Below are 920 nucleotides of genomic sequence, written 5' to 3'. Positions count from 1 at the left end.
GTCGCGGGCAGCGGGGTCTCCATTCGCGCCCGCACCGCGTGGGAGACCGGGGCCGGCAGCCACTCCCGCGCCACCGTGGCGGCCGCGTCGCTCTCCTCCTCCCGCTCCTCCAACTCCGCCAACAGCCAGGCCACGTCCGGCCGCAGCCGGGGGTCCTTCTCCAGGCACTGGCCCGCCAACTCCCGCAGCCCGGGCGGCACGTCGCGCAGTCGCGGCGGCTCGTACGCGGCACGGAAGTTGATCTCCTGCGGTGTCCCCCGGCCGAACGGGCCCGTGCCGCTCGCCGCGTAGACCAGCACCGCACCGAGCGAGAACACGTCGCTCACCGGGCTCGTGTCGCCGTCGGTCAGCTGCTCGGGCGAGATGAAACCCGGTGTCCCCACCACCGCCCCGGTCAGCGTCAGCGTGGTCGCCCCCATCGCCCTCGATATCCCGAAGTCGATGACGCGGGGGCCGTCCTGTGCCAGCAGCACGTTCGACGGCTTCAGGTCGCGGTGCACGAGACCGGTCCCGTGGATGGCCTCCAACGCCTCGGCGAGCCCGGCGCCCAGGGCCCGCACGGAGACCTCGGGCCAGGCGCCGTGCGCGGCGACCGCCTCGTCCAGCGAAAGCCCGGGGACGTAGGCGGTGGCCAGCCACGGCGGCGAACCCTCCGGGTCCGCGTCCAACACCCCCGCGGTGAAGAAGCTGTTGACCCGACGGGCCGCCGCCACCTCCCGCGCGAACCGTTGCCGGAACTCCCGGTCCTCGGCCAGCTCGCTGCGGATCACCTTCACCGCGACCGGCCGCCCACCGGGCGAACGCGCCAGGAAGACCCGCCCCATTCCGCCGGAGCCCAGCCGCGCCAGCACGCGATAACGCCCCACCTGCCGCGGATCATCCGCCGCCAGCGCCGATAACTCCCCCACGCCTTCCCGGCC

At 74.5% G+C, this 920-nt stretch carries 1 protein-coding gene; it reads right to left on the bottom strand.

Annotated elements, in window-relative coordinates; genetic code table 11:
- On the bottom strand, positions 1 to 866 hold an 866-nt coding region (locus E1283_RS36575; protein ID WP_132822437.1), incomplete at its 3' end, for a serine/threonine-protein kinase.
- Between the last annotated feature and the right edge of the window lie 54 nt (positions 867 to 920).

Source organism: Streptomyces hainanensis, from assembly GCF_004348415.1.
Lineage (GTDB): Bacteria > Actinomycetota > Actinomycetes > Streptomycetales > Streptomycetaceae > Streptomyces > Streptomyces hainanensis.
The sequence above is the reverse complement of the archived record's forward strand: the minus strand, read 5'-3'. Positions and strand labels throughout refer to the sequence as shown.